The organism is Nocardiopsis protaetiae, assembly GCF_045446735.1.
GTDB lineage: Bacteria > Actinomycetota > Actinomycetes > Streptosporangiales > Streptosporangiaceae > Nocardiopsis > Nocardiopsis protaetiae.
Genome location: NZ_JBJJBV010000143.1, coordinates 1 through 17,411 on the forward strand (window position 1 = coordinate 1; position 17,411 = coordinate 17,411).

The following is a 17,411-nucleotide window of genomic DNA, read 5'->3' on the forward strand; positions in this document are numbered from 1 at the left end:
CTTCTGTGTTCCGGGAGCGGGCGGCGGGTCACCGAGCGGGTGGCGGGCACCGTGGAGAAGCCCCGGAATCCGGCCTGTGGACAACCGGTTCCGGACCCGGCGGCGGTGGCAGGATGGGGTCATGAACCTGCACCAGAACCTGCTCAACGAGCCGCCCGAGACCCGCCTGGCCGACAACCCCGAGGCCCGCGATGCGCTGGCCGCCGCCACCGACCCCACCCCGGTCGCCGGCCGCTTCCCGGAGTACTCCGCCGCCTGGGCCCGCCTGGCCGAGAACGCGCTGGCCGAGGGCGAGCCGGTCGCCGCCTACGCCTACGCGCGCACCGGCTACCACCGCGGGCTGGACCAGCTGCGCCGCTCGGGCTGGAAGGGCCACGGCCCCATCCCCTGGGAGCACGAGCCCAACCAGGGCTTCCTGCGCGCGCTGCACGCACTGGGCAAGGCCGCCGAGCAGATCGGCGAGGCCCCAGAGGCCGAACGCTGCGCCACCTTCCTGCGCGACTCCAGCGCCGAGGCCGACAAGGTCCTCAACGCCTGACCCACTCGGGCGCCCCGCCCGGGGCGCCCACCCGGGCCACGGCCACGGACGAGCACCCATCCGAGGCCCGCGCGCCCCACAGGCAGCCGTCCCACCCCGGCAGAAGAAGGAGGACCACAGGCGAACACGAGCACCGCTCCGACAGGGGCGCCCCCCACGGAGCACCGGCCGACCCCGGCCGAAGTAGGGCGGCGACCGTCCCTGCGACGCGACCGCCGACCCTCACCCTCCGCTGCGGGCACCTCCCGAACGCCACGCGCAAAGCCGTGGGCACCGCCGCAGGCAGCCCGTGAAGCCCCGGCCGGGGTACACCGACGGTTGGGGGACGGCGGCGGCCGGGATCAGGGGAGGTGAAGGCGGACCAGGCGGGCCAGGTGGCGGCCCGCGATCCGTAGCGGGGTGTCGTCGCGGGCCAGCTGGGCGGCGGTCTCGGCGCCCTCCAGCGTGCTGATGACCGTGTACCCCAGGTCGCGCGCGTCCTCCTCGGCGACACCGGCGGCGATCAGGTGTTCCGCGACGAGGGAGCGCCAGCGGGCCAGCGCGGCGTCGGCGGCGCGGCCGATCTCCGGGACGCCGACGGCCACCCCCAGGGCGGTCGAGGTCACCGGGCAGCCGTCCGCCCAGTCGGACTCGCGCAGGCCGTCGGCGATCACGCGGGCGCAGACCGCCATGGCCTCGGCCGGGTCCTCCTCGGCGGCCAGGATCCGCTCCAGCTCCTCGGCGAACTCCCGGTCGCCGCGCTCGATCGCGGCGAGCGCCAGCTCCTTCTTTCCGCCCGGGAAGAAGTGGTACACCGAGCCGAGCGTGGCCCCCGCCTGGATCGAGATCTGCTTGACGCCGGTGCCGTCGTAGCCCCGCCGCTGCATCAGGTGCGAGGCGGCGGCGACGATCCGCTCGCGGGTGCCGGGGGTGTCGTCGGTGGGCGCTGCCTTGGTCATCACGCCGCCATCGTACTGAATAGAACGTTCGCTCTAGGGTCTGTTATGGTCTCCCCACTGAGTAGAACGTTCGTTTTAGCGAGATGGGGACATGGAGACAACGGAGAAGAACACCAAGAACACGACCGACGCGACCGACACGACCGGCACGGCCCCCGAGCCCGTCACCGTCATCGGCCTGGGCCCGATGGGCGCCGCCATGGCCCGCGCCTTCCTGGACCGCGGCCACGCCGTCACCGTGTGGAACCGCACCGCCGCCAGGGCCGAGCCCCTGGTCGCCCTGGGCGCGACCGCCGCGCCGACCGTCGCCGACGCGCTGCGCGCCAGCGGGCTGGCCGTCCTCAGCCTCACCGACTACGCGGCCGTGTACGCCCTGCTCACCCCGGCCGCCGACGCCCTGGCCGGGCGGGTGATCGTCAACCTGAGCTCCGACACGCCCGACCGGGCCCGCGAGGCCTCCGCCTGGCTCGCCGGCCACGGCGCACACCATCTGACCGGCGGGGTGCAGGCGGACCCGTCCGGCATCGGCGGCCCGGGGACCTCCACGTTCTACAGCGGCCCGCGGGAGGTCTTCGACCGGCACGCGCACACCCTGCGCGCCCTCACCGGGACCGACTACCGGGGCGAGGACCCGGCCCTGGCCCCGCTCCACTACCAGCTGGGGATGGACCTCTTCTGGACCGGCCTGGCCGGGTGGCTGCACAGCGTGGCCGTCGCCCGGGCGCACGGAGTCAGCGCTCAGGAGTTCCTGCCCCAGGCCACGGCCACCGCCGCGTCCCTGGACCAGATGTTCCGCTTCTACAGCCCCCGCGTCGACGCCGGGGAGCACGGCGGCGACGCCGAACGCCTCTCCATGGCGGCGGCGAGCATCGAACACGTCGTGGACACCGCCGACCGGGCCGGGGTGGACCCGTCGCTGCCGGCCGCCGTCCTGGCACTGGTCCGGGCCGGGGTCGACCGCGGCCACGCCGATGAGAGCCTCACCTCTCTGCTGCACCTGCTGCGCCCCGTGTGAGGGAACGGGCGTGAGGGAAAGGGGGTCCGAAAACCCCGCCCCACCGGCCGTCCCACCCGGTTCGACGTGAGGAAACCCCCGCGTGGGCGGCTCTTAACCGGGACGGACGGGTCGTGTACCCTCAATACGCAACGGCCCCTGTCGCTGCCTTGCGCCAGGGGTTCATCCATGTTCGGGGTCGGGAACACCCCGGTCAGGTGTCGAGCGAAAAGGTAGTGACCAATGCCGGCGATCACGCTCGTGGGTGCCCAGTGGGGCGATGAGGGCAAGGGCAAGGCGACCGACCTTGTGGGCGACCGCGTGGACTACGTGGTCCGCTACCAGGGCGGCAACAACGCCGGGCACACGGTGGTCATCGGCGACCAGAAATACGCCCTCCACCTGCTGCCGTCCGGCATCCTCTCCCCGAACGTGGTCCCGGTCATCGCCAACGGCGTCGTCATCGACCCGGGCGTCCTCTTCGAGGAGCTGGACGGGCTCGACGCCCGCGGCGTCGACACCTCGAACCTGCTCATCTCCGCCAACGCGCACCTGATCATGCCCTACCACCGGGCCCTGGACCGGGTCAGCGAGCGCTTCCTGGGCAAGGGCAAGATCGGCACCACCGGGCGCGGCATCGGCCCGACCTACGCCGACAAGGTGTCCCGCCAGGGCGTGCGCGTGCAGGACATGTTCGACGCCAAGATCCTGCGCAAGAAGATCGAGCTGGCCCTCAACGACAAGAACCAGCTCCTCACCAAGGTCTACAACCGGCGCGCCCTGGAGGCCGAGCCGATCATCGAGGAGTACCTCGGCTACGCCGAGAGGCTCCGCCCCTTCGTGGCCGACACCTCGCTGGTCCTCAACAAGGCTCTGGACGACGGCAAGACCGTCTACCTGGAGGGTTCGCAGGGCACCCTGCTGGACATCGACCACGGCACCTACCCGTTCGTCACGTCCTCCTCGCCCACGGCGGGCGGCGCGGCCGCCGGGTCGGGCATCGGCCCCACCCGCATCACCAAGGTCGTCGGCATCCTCAAGGCCTACACCACCCGCGTCGGCTCGGGCCCCTTCCCGACCGAGCTGCTCGACGAGCAGGGCGTCTGGCTGCGCACGCAGGGCCACGAGTACGGGGTCACCACCGGCCGCGACCGCCGCTGCGGCTGGTTCGACGCGCCCATCGCCCGGTACGCGACCCGCGTCAACGGCATCACCGACTTCTTCCTGACCAAGCTCGACGTGCTCACCGGCCTAGAGCGCATCCCGGTGTGCGTCGCCTACGACGTCGACGGGGTCCGCCACGACGAGATCCCGATGACCCAGACCGACTTCCACCACGCGACGCCGGTCTACGAGTACCTCGACGGCTGGTCGGAGGACATCACCGGAGCCCGGGAATTCGACGAACTTCCCAAGAACGCCCAGGCGTACGTGCGTACCCTGGAGGAGATGGCCGGAGCCCCGATCTCCGCCATCGGGGTGGGCCCCGGCCGCGACCAGACCCTTGAGCTGCGATCCCTGGTCTGACCGGCGCCCGCCTGTCCGCTGTCCGTCCTCCCACACGAAGAGGCCCCCAGTAGTGAAAGCCCTCGTCCTCGGCGGCGGAGGCCGCGAGCACGCCCTCGTCCGCGCGCTGTCCCTCGACCCGGGTGTCACCGACATCCACTGCGCCCCGGGCAACCCGGGGATCTCGGAACTGGCCGAGAACCACGTGATCAACGTGACCGACGGGCTGGCGGTGACCGAGCTGGCCGCGCGCATCCGCGCGGAGCTGGTCGTCGTCGGCCCGGAGGCGCCGCTGGTCGCCGGGGTCGCCGACGTGCTGCGCGAACGCGGCATCCCGGTGTTCGGCCCGGACCGGGAGGCCGCCCGCCTGGAGGGCTCCAAGGCGTTCGCCAAGGAGGTCATGGAGGCGGCGGGCGTGCCCACGGCCAAGGCCAGGGTGTGCCGCACGGCCGGCCAGGTGTCGGAGGCGCTCGACGAGTTCGGCACCCCCTACGTCGTCAAGAACGACGGGCTGGCGGCGGGCAAGGGCGTCGTCGTCACCGACGACCGGGCGCTGGCCGAGCGCCACGCGCGCGAGTGCGGCCGGGTCGTCATCGAGGAGTTCCTCGACGGCCCCGAGGTGTCGCTGTTCGTGCTGAGCGACGGCGTGCACGCGCTGCCGCTGCTGCCCGCCCAGGACTTCAAGCGCGCCTACGACGGCGACCAGGGCCCCAACACCGGCGGGATGGGCGCGTACGCGCCGCTGCCGTGGGCGCCGGCCGGGCTGGTGGACGAGGTCATGGAGTCGGTCGTGCGGCCGACCCTGCAGGAGATGAACCGGCGCGGCACCCGCTACCAGGGGCTGCTGTACGTGGGCCTGGCGCTCACCTCCAAGGGCCCGCGCGTCATCGAGTTCAACGCCCGCTTCGGCGACCCGGAGACCCAGGTGGTGCTGGACCGGCTGGTCACCCCGATCGGCGCGGTCCTACAGGCCACCGACACGGGCGGCCTCAAGGGCATCGGCTCGCTGCAATGGAAGACCGGGGCCGCGGTCACCGTCGTGGTGGCCGCCGAGAACTACCCCGGCGACCCGGTCAAGGGCGACGTCATCGGCGGCCTGGACGCGGCGAACGCCGTGGAGGGCGCCTACGTTCTGCACGCCGGGACCGCCTGGAGCGGGGCCCGCGACGTGGTGGCGTCGGGCGGCCGGGTGCTCAGCGTGGTGGGGACCGGAACCGACCTGGCGAAGGCGCGCGAGAGCGCCTACGCCGCGGTGTCCGAGATCGAGCTGCGCGGGTCGTTCCACCGGACCGACATCGCCGAGCGGGCCGCCGCCGAGCTGTAGGCCGTGCTCGGTGGGTCATCACCTGTCGCGGCCGCCGGGCCGCCTGTCGCGGCGCCGCCCGCGCTCGGTCGGCGGGCCCCGGGCGGGCTCCGCTGTGCGGCACCGCGAGCCCGCGGGGCAACGCACGGCGGGGGCGGTCGGGGCGGTCGCCTTGCGAGAGATCGCCTCGTGGCCGCTCGTGTCCCTTCGGCGCAGGCGCCGAACCACACGAAGGCATCCACCGAACACGGCCTGACGGCCACCGTAAGAAACAAAGGACTCCCATGAGCGGTTTCGTCGTCCGGCCCGAGCCGGTGCAGGTCGAGGGCCTGACCCACGTGCACACCGGCAAGGTCCGCGACCTGTACACCACCGCGTCCGGCGACCTGGTGATGGTGGCCAGCGACCGGCTCTCCGCGTTCGACTGGGTGCTGCCCACCGAGATCCCCGGCAAGGGCCGGCTGCTCACACAGCTGTCCCTGTGGTGGTTCGACCGGGTCGCCGACCTGGTCCCCAACCACGTGGTGTCGGACGTGCCGCCGCGGGGCGCGCCCGCCGACTGGGCCGGGCGGACCCTGGTGTGCCGCAGGCTGGACATGGTGCCGGTGGAGTGCGTGGCCCGCGGCTACCTGACCGGTTCCGGCCTGGCCGAGTACCGGGTGGACGGCACCGTGTGCGGGGTGCCGCTGCCGGAGGGCCTGGTGGACGGCTCGGAGCTGGCCGAGCCGATCTTCACCCCGGCCACCAAGGCCGAGGTGGGCGACCACGACGAGAACGTGTCGTTCGAGGCGGTCGCGGCCCGGCACGGCGCCGAGCTGGCCGGGGAGCTGCGCGACCTCACCCTGCGCGTGTACACGCGCGGTCGCGAGGTGGCGCGCGAGCGCGGGGTGCTGCTGGCCGACACCAAGTTCGAGTTCGGCCGGGACGCCGACGGCGCGCTGGTGCTGGGCGACGAGGTGTTCACCCCGGACTCGTCCCGGTACTGGCCCGCGGACGAGTGGGCGCCGGGCGGCCCGCAGCCGTCCTTCGACAAGCAGGTGGTCCGCAATTGGCTGACCTCGGCCGATTCGGGCTGGGACCGGGCCGCGGACGCCCCGCCGCCGGAGCTTCCGGAGTCGGTGGTGGAGCACACGATCGACCGCTACGCGGAGATCTTCCGGCGGCTGACCGGGTCCGATCCCAAGCTGTGACGCAGGTCCGGCACGTGATTCCGGGCACGCTGGTCTCGGAATAGTTGTCGGAAGCGCGTATGGTGGTGAGGTCGTGTGCGGCACCTGTTCAGGTGTTCGGCCATGCACGCGATCTCCCCACACCTTCCCTGGTCTTTCCGTTAGGCGAGCACCTCTTTGGCCGTTTCGCGGGACTCCCTCCCCGATCCGGGGGTATACCACGTTCTGGACCGGTCCGGGCCGGGGGGTGCTATAGAGTCGTCGCGAACACACCGGTTCGCTGGCCGTGCAGGTCACACACAAGATTCGTCGAACGTTCCAGGGGAAACCCGCGTCTAAAACGCACATAGGCGAAACCCGACGAGGGTGACCTTTTTTCACATCTGCCTCACAAAGGAGCACATGAGCATGGGCCAGGAGGTTCGTTACCGCGTCCGCGGCGGACGCCCCCTCAGCGGTACGGCGTTCATCCAGGGCGCGAAGAACGCCGTCCTGCCGATGATCGGAGCCGCTCTCCTCGCGGCCAAGGGACGTACGGTGCTGCGCAACGTCCCCGTCATCGAGGATGTCTACCGCTCCCTCGAACTCGCCGAGCACATCGGCGCCAAGGTCGAGTTCCATGAGGCAGAGCGCACCGTTGTCATCGACGCCTCCGGGCTCAACGACCCCGAGCGGGCCGTTCTGCCCGCCGAGATCGCCGCTCGCTTCCGCGGCTCGGTGCTGTTCGTCCCGGCGCTGATGCACCGCACCGGCCGCGCCCGGATCGAGGGCGTCGGCGGTTGCAACCTGGGCAGCCGCAACCTGGACTTCCACTACCGGGGCTTCGCGCGCCTGGGCGCCAAGGTCACCGAGGACGCCGAGCGCAACCACATCAACGTCGAGGCCTCCGACCTCCGCGGTGGTCGCCTGTACCTGGACACCCCGTCCCACACCGGCACCGAGAACCTGCTGATGGCCGCCGTCCTGGCGCCCGGCACCACGGTGATCGAGCACGCCGCCCTGGAGCCCGAGGTCCTGGACGTCATCGCGTTCCTGTCGGCCATGGGCGCCAAGATCAGCGGTGGCGGCACCGGCCTGATCACGGTCGAGGGCGTCGAGGAGCTCACTGCGGTCGAGCACACGATCATGTCGGACCGTATCGACGCGGGTGTGTTCGCGATGACCGTCGCGGCCACCGGCGGCGAGGTCAGCCTGGTCGGCGCCAACCTGGACCACCTGGGTGTGGCCCGCTGGAAGCTGGAGCAGATGGGCGTCGGCTTCTCGCAGGAGGGCGCGGTCCTGCACGTGACCCGCGACCCGTCCGTGCCGCTGCGCCCGATCAACGCGGTCACCTCGCCGTTCCCGGGCTTCGCCACGGACCTGCAGTCGCCGCTCATGGCCCTGGCCACCCTGGCCGAGGGTGAGAGCTACATCCACGAGGCGATCTACGACGGCCGCTTCGCGCTGGCCGACGAGCTCAACAAGATGGGCGCCAAGGTCGAGGTCGAGGGCACCCGCGCCATCGTGCACGGCCCGACGCACCTGCACGGTGCCGAGGTGATCGCCCACGACCTGCGGACCGGCGCGGCCCTGGTGCTCGCCGGACTGGTCGCCGAAGGTGAGACAATCGTTGCGCCTGGTTATCTGGTGGACCGCGGTCACGCTCAGTTCGCGACGCGACTCGCCGCACTAGGTGCCGACGTGGAGCGCGTCGTCGTCTCGTAGCGGGTCGAAAGCGCAGTTCAAGCCGGGGTGGGAGCCCGTCTCCCACCCGGGCTTTCGGCGTTGATATGGAAAACGATCTTCTTTGGCCCCGCACAATGGGTACGATCTCGGCAATCATGCCGTGACAGAGATCGGGTCGGGAAACCAGTGGGCGCACATAGTGAAGAGCGTGGAATGGTAGCGGGGAGCAACCCGAGGTGAGTGCCCAGCGTACTGGCGATTTGACGATCGGCGTCATAGGGCCCCATGAGGTGGTCGAACGGGTCATGCTCATGGGTCCTGGGTCCACGGGACCCCTCAACGCCAGACTCATCGCCGCCGCATACCGAGATGAGCAAGAGGCGACGGACAAGGTCGTCAGGCTGGGTTCGGCGATCGACGCGTACCTGTTCGCCAGCCCGGTTCCCTACGAGTTCGCGCGAAAGGCCGGCGTGCTGACGATGCCCGCCACCTACGTGCCGCTCGGGGGCGCCAGCCTGCACGAGGCCCTCCTCCGTGCCACCCTGGACGAGCGCTACGACCCGACCAGAGCAAGTCTGGACGTGCTCAGCCGCGCCGACGTCGTCGAGGCCTACTCCGAGGTCGACCTTCCCGTGGACGGCATCCACGTCCACGAGGAGCTGACCAACACCGCCCAGCTCACCTCGTTCCACGAGGGGCTGTGGCGGCGCAAGGCCACCAAGATGGCGATCACCTGCGTGCGCGGGGTCGCCGAGCGGCTGGAGGCCATCGGCGTCCCGGTCATCCGGTTGCGGCCGACCAACGCCGGGGTGCGCAGCGCGCTGCAGACCGCCGGACTGCTGGGCGCCCACCACCGGCTGGAGGAGGCGCAGCTGGGCGTGGTCGTGGTGGACGTGCCGACGCTGCGGGACTCCTCGCGGCGGTCCACGCCCCGCTACTGGCGGGAGGAGCTGCGGCTGTCGCTGCACCGGCTGCTGCTCCAGGAGGCCCACCGGATCAACGCCACGGCGCACCGTCTGGACGATCATTCGTTCATGATCACCGCGACCCGGGGATCGCTCGTCACGGCGACCGAGGGGTTCCGGCAGCCGCCGTTCGTGGAACGCATCAAGGCGGAGCTCGGGATCGCCATCGAGGTGGGCATCGGCATGGGGCGCACCACCCAGGACGCCGAGGCGCACGCCCGCGCGGCCCTGAACCGCGCCCAGGCGTCCCGTCAGAGCTTCGCGGTGGACCGCGAGGGTCGTTCCCTGGTCCCGGCCCAGCGCGCGCCCTCACGGCAATCCTCCGAACCGCTGCGCACCAAGGGCCGCGAGACTCTGATTCGGCTTTCGGAGAAGATCGCGGAAGAGGACGGCCCCCTCGTCGTCGACGCGGAGAACGCCGGGCGGATGCTCGGGGTCACCTCCCGGACCGCGCGTCGGCTCCTGCGCACCCTCGTGGAGGAGGGGCTCGCCTGGCCCCTGCCGCCCAACCGCACGCTCCAGCCGGGGCGCCCCCGACAGCTGTACCGGCTCATCGTGGAGAAGCTCGACAAGGACGCCGCCGGCAAGTAGCCCGCCGCGACCCGCACCCGATTTCGGGGCGCCTTCCCCCCTGGGAGGCGCCCCTCGTGCTTTCCGGGGCCCGTGCCCAGGGCCCACGTGTGGGGGCGCCGCCCGTAACGGACGACGCCCCAGCGGGAGTACAGCTTCTAGCGGCGCCTGGGGTAGTCGCGGGCGACGGAGAGGAACGCGTCGTTCTCCTCCGGGGTGCCCAGGCTGACGCGGGCGCCCTCACCGTCGAAGGGGCGCACGGACACGCCGACCTTCGCGCACTCGGCGGCGAAGTCCAGGGTGTCCCCGTCCACGCGCAGCCACACGAAGTTGGCCTCGGTGGGCGGCACGGTCCACCCGGCTTCCAGCAGGGCGGCGCGCACGCGCCCGCGCTCGGCGACGGTGGCGTCCACGCGCTCCAGCAGCTCGCCCTCGGCCTCCAGGGAGGCGATGCCCGCGGCCTGGGCCAGGTGGTTGACCGCGAACGGCACCAGGGTCTTGCGGACCGCGGCGACCACCGGCGGGTGGCCGACCAGGAAGCCCAGGCGCACCGCGGCCAGGCCGTAGGCCTTGGAGAAGGTGCGCAGGACGGCCACGTTGGGCCGGTCGCGGTACAGGGAAACGCCGTCGGGCACCTGCGGGTCGCGCACGTACTCGCGGTAGGCCTCGTCGAGGATCACCAGCACGTGGTCGGGGACCCGGTCCAGGAAGGCGGTCAGCTCCGCCTCGCGCACGGTGGTGCCGGTGGGGTTGTTGGGGTTGCAGACCAGCACCATGCGGGTGTTCTCGGTGATGGCGTCGAGGATCGCGTCGAGGTCGTGGGTCTCATCGCGCAGGGGCACCCGCACGGAGGTCACCCCGGCCAGCTCGGCGAGCAGCGGGTAGGCCTCGAAGGAGCGCCAGGCGTAGACGACCTCGGCGCCCGGCTCGCCGACGGCCTCCAGCAGCTGCTGGAGCAGGCCGACCGAGCCCGCGCCCAGGCCGATGTGCTCCTCGGGCACGTCCAGGCGGCGGGCCAGCGCCGCGGTCAGCTCGGTCGCGCCCGGGTCCGGGTAGCGGTTGAGGTCGGCGGCGGCGCGGGTGATGGCCTCGCGCACCGACGGGAGCGGCCCGTAGGGGCTCTCGTTGGAGGACAGCTTGATGGATCGCCCATCGGGCCCGGTGACCTTCTTGCCCGGCTTGTAGGCGGGGATGCTCTCCAGCACCGACCGCAGATATGGCGATTTCGACTCCGACACCATTGTCCTTCCTCAATACTTTGTGCTAACCCCGCGACACGCTCAGCGATCTCGTGTGCGGGTCGGTCACCGCTCCCAGCGGAAATATCGCACAAATGAGGAGACAACACCATGCGCTCGCGTCCGGAACCCGCCACGACGGTTCAGATCGTCGCTGGTCAGAGCCGCTTTCGTGACAGCGGCCGGAAGGCCGTCCGATCATGGGGCCTTTATGCGGGCCTGCCCGTCGTCCTCGCGCTGAGCGCCTGCGCCGGGCCCATGGAGGAGGGCACCGGCGAGGCGGCCGAGGCCGCCGCGCTGCTGCACGACGCCCAGCTCATCTCGTTCGAGGGCGCCGAGATCATGCCCGAGGGCAGCGAGGCCGGCGTCTACTCCGAGCTGGTCACCGTGCGCTACAGCGAGCAGGTGCGGGCCTCCACCGAGCTCGACAAGCCCGCCTGCCTGGACGCGGCCAACCGGTGGGCCGACGCCGAGGCGGTACAGGGCGCCCCCGCGTCCCTGACCTCCTACGAGTGGGACCGCGGCTCGCTCACCCACCTCCTGGTCCGGCTGGACGAGGACGGGGCGGCCGCGGCGGTCGAGTCCCGGCCGCCCGCCGACTGCGACACCTACACCGCCACCTACGAGGACGGCACCTCCTCCGGCTACGAGGTGCGCGACCTGGCGGAGCTGCCGACACTGGGCGACGAGTCGCGAGGCTTCGCCGTGGACGTGGACACCGACGGCGAGCGCAACCACATGTACAGCGTCATGTACCGCAACGGCGACCTGGTCGGCACCACGTCGATCATGGGCCCGGGCGAGCTGGAGGACTACGAGGAGATGCTGGTGGAGTTCACCCGCGCCTCCGTGGAGCGCCAGCAGGAGAAGCTCGGCTAGCGGCCCGGGCCCACGGCCGCCGGTCGACCGCCGGCCGGACCCCGCGGCCGCCGCTCAGGCCCCGCCGCGGCCGCCGGTCACCTCGGCCTCCAGGTCCTCGCTAGGCCAGGCGTCCGAACGCCCCGAGGGGTGTTCCCGGGCCTCGCCCAGGCTCGCCGCCTCCCTGGCCTCGTCCCGGCGCCGGGCGTCCAGCCGCGCCGCCCGGCGCGGGCCGGGCAGCCGGCGCGGCGGCCCCTGGAGCGCGCGGTCGGACACCGCGCCGAAGGACGCCACGGACGTGCCGCTCCCCCGGTCCACCACGGTCGCGCGCACGGCGGTGCGCCGCCGCCCGCCGATGCGCACCGCGAAGACCACGTCCACGCGGGTGCCGTGCCGCATCCCGTCGTAGCGCAGGAAGCGGTGGCAGCCGTGGCGCCAGACGTCGAGCGGTTCGGTGTCGAGCAGCAGCGGCCTGTTGGTGCGCCACACGTCGCTGCGGCGGAGCCTGCGCGAGATCGCGCGGTCGGAGACCTCCCGCAGCTCGCAGGGCTCGCGGTGGCGCAGCCGGGCGGCGGTCTCGCGGAGTTCGGGGCTGAGCAGGGCCAGCAGGAGCAGCTCGGCGCCCAGCACGGCGGCGTGCACCGGGCCCGCGCCCGCGACCACCTGCCAGGCGGTGGGCTCCAGGCCCAGGGTGAGCAGCGCCGCCACCGACAGCAGCCCGGCGCGGGTCAGGGTGCGCCACCCGATGGGCGCGCGGCTGAGGCCGCCGAAGCAGCCGCAGCCCGCCTCCGGGTCGCGGCGGCGGACCAGCAGCAGGACGGCGACGGACGCGGCGAACAGCAGGGCGGTGAGCAGCCGGGCCGCCTCGCCGAGCGTCCCGGAGAGCAGGACCAGGCCCGCGGCCAGGGCGGCCTCCAGCAGCCCGGTGCCCAACGCGGCCGGGCGGCGCAGGCGTGCGGGCAGCAGGACCGACAGCCCCGTGGACGTGTCCCGGGAGCCGAGTTTGGTGAGCGCGCCGAACAGCAGCAGCACCGCCAGGAGCGGCAGCTGGACCTCTCTCAGCGCCTGGAGGATCTCCGCCGGCATGTCACACCTCTCCGTTGTGGACCGTGACGGTCGCGTTGAAGCAGCCGTCCTCCAGCCGCCCGCCCAGGGCGACGAAGGAGGTCATGGTGAGGGAGGCCAGGCGTCCGGCCCCCTGCCCGCCGCAGGTGGGGCACAGGTCGCACAGCCAGCTGTCGGCGGCGGCGCAGTCGATGACGGGCAGGGCGGCGGACGTGCGGGTGCAGTCGTTGCGCAGGCTCACCACGGCCCCGGTGGACAGCAGCGGCAGGGGCACGCAGGAGGTGCGCCGGTCGCAGTCCCGGGTGTGGCCGGCCCGGTCGATCGCCGGGTAGGCCAGGCCGGTGGCGTGGGCGCGCGGGTCCAGGTGGGAGGCGCGCCCCCAGGCCGGGTCGTACCAGGTGGCGATGCCGCCCAGGGTGGACGGGTGGTCGCGGGTGTGCGGGCGCCGGGGCGTCGCGGTCAGCGGGTAGGGCGGCTGGGTGGTGGCCGGGCGCACCGCCCAGACCGCGCCGTCGCGCCAGACGCCGACGGCGTCGAACAGGTAACCGGGTTCCAGGCGCGGGTGGCGCACGGTGATGCGGCCCGAGGTGCGGTAGGGGATGACCACGGTGAGGCGGGGGCGTCCGTGCCCGGGGTCGATCTCCAGGGTGTCGTCGCGGTGGTCGGTGATGACGCCGGTGGCGCGGGCGGCCTGCGCCCAGACGCGTTCGGCGACCAGGCGGCCGTCGTGGGAGCACAGGACGACGGCGTCGTCGCCGGGCCGCAGTTCGGTGGGCCGGACCTCGCCGCCGCGCCAGAACGAGGTGACGCGTTCGTAGAGGAAGCGCTCCTCCCCGTTCGGGGTGGCCAGGCAGAGCATGTAGGAGGTGGCGTCGACGACGACGCCGCGGGCCACCCGGCCGCCGAGCCGTGTGGGCTCGGGTGCGGTGTCGGGTCCCAGGAGCGCGGCGGTGAACCGTGCGCGGTCCCGGCTCTTGTCCGTTATCACTGACATGTCGTTCGCATCCCCCTGTCGCCCGACTCGTCCTGCCGTGACCATTCTCCCGATGAAGGGGCCCGGGCGCGGCTCACACGCCGCGACCCGGCGGTTCATGCCGCCCGCATGTCCCGATCATTGCCAACGCCGGTCCCGGGCCGCCACCATGGTCGAGAGCGTGCGGGCGTCCCCGCCGGGCCGTTTGTCGGCGCGTGGGACACAGGTTCCCGGGAGTTTGCGCTCGCTGTGTGAGAGTTGTGCCCACAGGCCGATGCCGAGTGCGGTGAAGGGCGGTGGACAGGTGGCGGGCACCAAGCAGACCCCCCGGTACGAGGAGTTCAGCAGCTACGTCGCCGAGCGCGGCCCCGCCCTGCTGCGCATGGCCCGCTCCATCACCGGCAGTCACAACGACGCCGAGGACCTGCTCCAGGCCGCCCTGGTCAAGACGTTCCTGTCCTGGGACCGCATCAACGACCCGCGCGCCCGCGACGGGTACGTGCGCCGGGCCATGGTCAACGCCCGGATCTCCGAATGGCGCCGCAGCCGCCTGGACGTGTACCCCACCGACGAGATCCCCGAGCAGCGGGTGGACGACCCGACCTGGCGCAGCGACCTCGCCGACGTGGTGCGCCGGTCCATCGACAGACTGCCCGACCGCCAGCGCACCACGGTCATCCTCCGCTACTACGAGGACCTCACCGAGGTCCAGATCGCCGACCGCATGGGCGTCACGCTGGGCACCGTCAAGAGCACCCTTTCGCGCGCCGTGGACCGGCTGCGCCGGGACGCCGACCTCATCATCGAGCGCACCACCGGCTGACGCCCGGGGCGTTCAGCCCCGTTCCCGCGTTCCGCCCCCGAGGAAGAGCGCGGCGGCGAGCACCCCCGCCAGGACGATCACCGCGTTCACCCCGATGGCCCAGGTCAGGCCGCCCAGCGTCGCCGCGGCCCCGGTGCCGACCATCGCCGAGGCCGCGACCGCGCTCATGATCGGGGTGCCCATGGTGATGCCGATCTGCTGGGTCATGGTGGCCAGTCCGGTGGCCAGCCCCTGCTCGCCGTCGGGCAGCCCGGAGGTGGCGGTGACCATGAACCCGACGATGACCAGCATGTTGCCGACGCCGCCGACGAAGGTCGCGACCAGGAGCAGGGGCATGCTCCCCTGGCCGGTGCCCAGGAACAGCAGGGCGGAGGTCGCCGCGGCCTGCACCAGGCCGCCGACGAGCAGCGTCACCCTGGTGGACGTGGCCCCGATGACGCGGGGGGCGATGACCCCGCCCAGGACGGTGCCCGCGCCCAGGACCGCGAAGGACAGGCCCGCCGCCAGCGGGCTGAAGCCCAGCACGTTCTGCAGGTAGAGGGTGAGCAGGAAGACCAGCGAGGTCTCGGTGAGGAACGCGATGAACCCGGCGACGTTGCCCCAGGCCACCGAGCGGCGGCGCAGGACGCGGACCGGCACCAGCGGGGCCGCGACCCTGGCCTCCACCAGGACGAACAGGACCAGCAGCACCGCGCCGGCCGCCAGCGGCGCCCAGGTGAGCGGCGCGGACCAGCCCGCCTCCCCCGCCTGCGAGAAGCCGTAGACCACCGCGAGCAGGCCCAGGGTGACCAGCAGGGCGCCCGGGACGTCCAGCCTGGGCCGCTGTTCCGGCAGGGACTCCCTGATCACGATCGGCGCGACGACCAGCACGGCCAGCGCCACCGGGACATTGACGAAGAACGCCCACCGCCACGACAGCAGGTCGGTGAGCAGGCCGCCCAGCACGGCACCGGTGGTGAACCCGGCCGACATCAGCGCCCCGTTGAGGCCCAGCGCGCGCTCCCGCAGCGGCCCCTCCGGGAACGAGGTGGTGAGCAGGGACAGGCCCGCCGGGGTGACCGCGGCGGTGGCCAGGCCCTGGAGGACCCGGGCGGCGATCAGCACCTCGGGGGTGGTCGCGAGCCCGCCCACCAGGGAGGACAGGCCCAGGACGGCGAGGCCGCCCAGGAAGAGGCGGCGGCGCCCGAACAGGTCGGCGATCCGGCCGAAGAGCAGGGTGAAGCCCGCCGCGCACAGCGCGAACGCGGTGGCGATCCACTGGAGGTTCGCGAGGGTGAAGCCCAGGCCGTCGCCGATGACGGGCAGCGCGACGTTGAGGATGGAGAAGTCGACGGCCAGCATGAACTGCGCCGACAGCAGGAGCACCAGGACGACGGTCATGCGCGGTGTCAGCCGCGCCGGGGCGGCCGCGCCCGCGGGCGCGCCGGTGTTCACGGACATGGGGTCCCTCCTCGGGGGTCGTTGACCCGGCCGATACTCGTCCCGGCCCGGCGGCACAGCCAGAACACCGTTGTGGGCAGTCCCCGGGAGGGTGGTCACGACGTGACCACCCTGGAGGCGCCGCCGCCGGAAGAACCCCGGGTGGGCGCCGGTTCGGAATGAGCGACCGCGGAACCCTCGGAGAGGACGACCATGCCCCCCGCATCCGAACTCGGTGACTTCCTCCGCACCCGCCGCGGCGCGCTGCGCCCCCGGGACGTGGGCCTGACCCCCTACGGCGAGCGCCGCCGGGTGCCCGGGCTGCGGCGCGAGGAGCTGTGCCTGCTCGCGGGGGTGAGCGTCACCCACTACACGCGGCTGGAGCAGGGGCGCAGCACCCGGGTGTCGCGCGAGGTGCTGACCGCGATCGCGCGGGCCCTGCGCCTGGACGGCGACGAGACCGCGCACCTGATGGACCTGGCCGCGCCCGCCCCCGCCGGGCGCCCCGCACCGCCCCGGCCCGAGCACGCGAGCGGCTCGGCCCGCCAGCTGATCCACGCGATGTCCCAGGTCCCGGCGCTGGTCCTGGACCGCCGCAACGACGTCCTGGCCTGGAACGAACGCGGCCACGCCCTGCTGGGCCGGCACCTGGACTCCGGGGACACCGACCTGCCCGCCCACCGCCCCAACCTGACCCGGATGCTGTTCCTGGAGGAGCACACGCGCGCCCTGTACGGGGAGCACTGGCCGCAGGAGGCGACGCTGGCGGTGGCCTCGCTGCGGCTGACCGCCGGACGGCACCCCGACGACCGCAGGCTCGCCGAGCTGGTCGGGCAGCTCGCCGTGCAGAGCGGGGAGTTCGCCGAGCGCTGGGCCCGGCACCCGGTGCGGACCTGCACCTCGGGGACCAAGCGGATGGACCACCCGGTGGTGGGGCGCATGGAGCTGGCCTTCGAGACCCTCCAGATCCCGGGCGGCCCGGGGCAGCGGCTCATCGCCTACAGCGCGGCTCCGGGCGGTCCCTCGGAGCGGGCCCTGCGCGACCTGCTGCGGGAGGACCGGCGAAGCGCTGTTCCGCAGGCCGCGCCACTGCGCGCCGTGCGGTCCGGAGGGTCCGCGGGGCGGTGAGACCGAGCCCTCCCAGGTTTCGTTTTGCACAGCGGGGCCCGGTGTCTGTACCCTTATGGCAGCCAGGAGGATTCGCCTAGTCAGGTCTATGGCGCCGCACTGCTAATGCGGTTTGGGTTTACGCCCATCCGGGGTTCAAATCCCCGATCCTCCGCGCTCCGGCCCGGGGCCCCTCTCACGAGGGGCCCCGGGTCTTTTTCGTGCCCGGGCCCTGGGCCGATCCGTGCCCGGACGGCGGGCCGACCCTGACGATCGTCGG

Annotated in this window: 15 protein-coding genes and 1 tRNA gene; 11 read left to right on the top strand and 5 right to left on the bottom strand. The window is 72.8% G+C overall.

Annotated elements, in window-relative coordinates; translation table 11 throughout:
* Nucleotides 1–121 precede the first annotated feature (121 nt).
* Nucleotides 122–538 carry a DUF3151 domain-containing protein gene (locus tag ACJOT3_RS20880; RefSeq protein WP_406974701.1) on the top strand — a complete coding sequence of 139 codons (417 nt, stop codon included), beginning with the start codon at nucleotides 122–124 and terminating at the stop codon, nucleotides 536–538.
* A gap of 341 nt (nucleotides 539–879) precedes the next feature.
* Here the strand turns inward: ACJOT3_RS20880 and ACJOT3_RS20885 are convergent, their stop codons facing one another.
* Nucleotides 880–1,476, bottom strand: a complete 597-nt coding sequence (locus ACJOT3_RS20885) for a TetR/AcrR family transcriptional regulator (RefSeq protein ID WP_406974724.1) — start codon at nucleotides 1,474–1,476, stop codon at nucleotides 880–882.
* Between the two features lie 91 nt (nucleotides 1,477–1,567).
* Here ACJOT3_RS20885 and ACJOT3_RS20890 point away from each other — a divergent pair, with 91 nt between their 5' ends.
* The 6 genes from ACJOT3_RS20890 to ACJOT3_RS20915 all read left to right on the top strand — a co-directional run bounded on the left by ACJOT3_RS20890 (nucleotide 1,568) and on the right by ACJOT3_RS20915 (nucleotide 9,669).
* Nucleotides 1,568–2,491, top strand: a complete 924-nt coding sequence (locus ACJOT3_RS20890; protein WP_406974703.1) for an NAD(P)-dependent oxidoreductase — start codon at nucleotides 1,568–1,570, stop codon at nucleotides 2,489–2,491.
* 222 nt (nucleotides 2,492–2,713) lie between these two features.
* Entirely contained in the window at nucleotides 2,714–3,997 is a 1,284-nt protein-coding gene (locus ACJOT3_RS20895; protein WP_406974705.1) for an adenylosuccinate synthase, read from the top strand.
* A gap of 52 nt (nucleotides 3,998–4,049) precedes the next feature.
* Nucleotides 4,050–5,300 (top strand): phosphoribosylamine--glycine ligase, encoded by a 1,251-nt coding sequence (purD, locus tag ACJOT3_RS20900; protein ID WP_406974707.1) that lies wholly within the window; start codon nucleotides 4,050–4,052, stop codon nucleotides 5,298–5,300.
* Nucleotides 5,301–5,563: 263 nt separating this feature from the next.
* The gene (locus ACJOT3_RS20905; RefSeq protein WP_406974709.1) at nucleotides 5,564–6,469 is read left to right on the top strand and encodes a phosphoribosylaminoimidazolesuccinocarboxamide synthase; all 906 of its coding nucleotides are present in this window, start codon (nucleotides 5,564–5,566) and stop codon (nucleotides 6,467–6,469) included.
* A 387-nt stretch (nucleotides 6,470–6,856) separates the two neighbouring features.
* A complete protein-coding gene (gene murA / locus ACJOT3_RS20910; protein WP_406974725.1) occupies nucleotides 6,857–8,152 on the top strand; it encodes a UDP-N-acetylglucosamine 1-carboxyvinyltransferase in 1,296 nt (431 codons plus the stop codon).
* 251 nt (nucleotides 8,153–8,403) lie between these two features.
* Entirely contained in the window at nucleotides 8,404–9,669 is a 1,266-nt protein-coding gene (locus ACJOT3_RS20915; protein ID WP_073380156.1) for a transcriptional regulator, read from the top strand.
* A gap of 137 nt (nucleotides 9,670–9,806) precedes the next feature.
* On the opposite strand, the gene hisC is transcribed toward ACJOT3_RS20915, so the two are convergent.
* On the bottom strand, nucleotides 9,807–10,889 hold the full coding sequence (hisC, locus tag ACJOT3_RS20920) for a histidinol-phosphate transaminase (protein ID WP_406974711.1): 1,083 nt from the start codon (nucleotides 10,887–10,889) through the stop codon (nucleotides 9,807–9,809).
* Nucleotides 10,890–10,997: 108 nt separating this feature from the next.
* Here hisC and ACJOT3_RS20925 point away from each other — a divergent pair, with 108 nt between their 5' ends.
* The gene (locus ACJOT3_RS20925) at nucleotides 10,998–11,765 is read left to right on the top strand and encodes a hypothetical protein (RefSeq protein ID WP_406974713.1); all 768 of its coding nucleotides are present in this window, start codon (nucleotides 10,998–11,000) and stop codon (nucleotides 11,763–11,765) included.
* A gap of 54 nt (nucleotides 11,766–11,819) precedes the next feature.
* Here ACJOT3_RS20925 and ACJOT3_RS20930 read toward each other — a convergent pair whose 3' ends face one another.
* Both ACJOT3_RS20930 and ACJOT3_RS20935 read right to left on the bottom strand, forming a co-directional pair.
* Entirely contained in the window at nucleotides 11,820–12,830 is a 1,011-nt protein-coding gene (locus ACJOT3_RS20930; RefSeq protein WP_406974714.1) for a MauE/DoxX family redox-associated membrane protein, read from the bottom strand.
* 1 nt (nucleotide 12,831) lies between these two features.
* Nucleotides 12,832–13,803, bottom strand: a complete 972-nt coding sequence (locus ACJOT3_RS20935) for a hypothetical protein (protein WP_406974717.1) — start codon at nucleotides 13,801–13,803, stop codon at nucleotides 12,832–12,834.
* A gap of 253 nt (nucleotides 13,804–14,056) precedes the next feature.
* On the opposite strand from ACJOT3_RS20935, the gene ACJOT3_RS20940 reads away from it, so the two are divergent.
* Nucleotides 14,057–14,605: a SigE family RNA polymerase sigma factor gene (locus tag ACJOT3_RS20940; RefSeq protein WP_406974718.1), complete on the top strand. Its 549-nt coding sequence runs from the start codon at nucleotides 14,057–14,059 to the stop codon at nucleotides 14,603–14,605.
* 12 nt (nucleotides 14,606–14,617) lie between these two features.
* Here ACJOT3_RS20940 and ACJOT3_RS20945 read toward each other — a convergent pair whose 3' ends face one another.
* Nucleotides 14,618–16,045 (bottom strand): MFS transporter, encoded by a 1,428-nt coding sequence (locus ACJOT3_RS20945; RefSeq protein WP_406974720.1) that lies wholly within the window; start codon nucleotides 16,043–16,045, stop codon nucleotides 14,618–14,620.
* A gap of 192 nt (nucleotides 16,046–16,237) precedes the next feature.
* Between ACJOT3_RS20945 and ACJOT3_RS20950 the strand changes: the two genes are divergently transcribed.
* Both ACJOT3_RS20950 and ACJOT3_RS20955 read left to right on the top strand, forming a co-directional pair.
* A complete protein-coding gene (locus ACJOT3_RS20950) occupies nucleotides 16,238–17,152 on the top strand; it encodes a helix-turn-helix transcriptional regulator (RefSeq protein ID WP_406974722.1) in 915 nt (304 codons plus the stop codon).
* 65 nt (nucleotides 17,153–17,217) lie between these two features.
* Nucleotides 17,218–17,306 (top strand) — tRNA-Ser (locus ACJOT3_RS20955).
* Nucleotides 17,307–17,411: the final 105 nt, after the last annotated feature.